The organism is Vibrio sp. 378 (assembly GCF_033339435.1).
The window spans coordinates 1-522 of the sequence record NZ_JAWOUO010001165.1; the positions used below are offsets into that span (position 1 = coordinate 1).

Genomic DNA, 522 nt, shown 5'->3' on the forward strand with positions numbered 1-522 from the left:
AAGGCGTTGACGTACGCTTAGAAAGCATGAGTGCCCTACTTGGTGGCGCTATCGCCGTTGACTCCCCGGACGATGGCGAACCAGTGGAAGAAAATACCGAGTTCCGCTTATATAAAGATTTGAAAACAGCAGGTCGAGGCATTGCGATCAAAATTGCTCTACCTGACGACAATAAAGTCAGCAGCGAAGGTGCACCAATCATGTACCGTGGCATTGAAATTGGTCAGGTCACCGACTTAAGCCTTTCTGAAGGACGAGAAGTCATTTTGGCGTCAGCAGCAATTCAGCCTGCTTTCAGTGACATGCTTACCACTGGCACTCGCTTTGTTTTGGAAGAAGCGAAAGTGTCGTTGTCTGGTGTCGAAAACATTGCAAACCTAGTTAGAGGAAACTTCCTCACTATCGTTCCTGGCGACGGCGAACGCTCTCGCCGCTTCACTGCAATTCGCAAAAACGTATTTAATCAACAGCAAGAAAAATCTATCGCGATTCGCCTAATTTCTGACAACTCATTTGGATTAG

Annotated in this window: 1 protein-coding gene; it reads left to right on the forward strand. The window is 47.1% G+C overall.

All coding sequences use genetic code 11. The features are described 5' to 3' along the window. Positions 1-522, forward strand: a 522-nt coding sequence (locus R7Q48_RS30945) for an MlaD family protein (RefSeq protein WP_318134236.1), incomplete at both ends; no start/stop codon positions are given.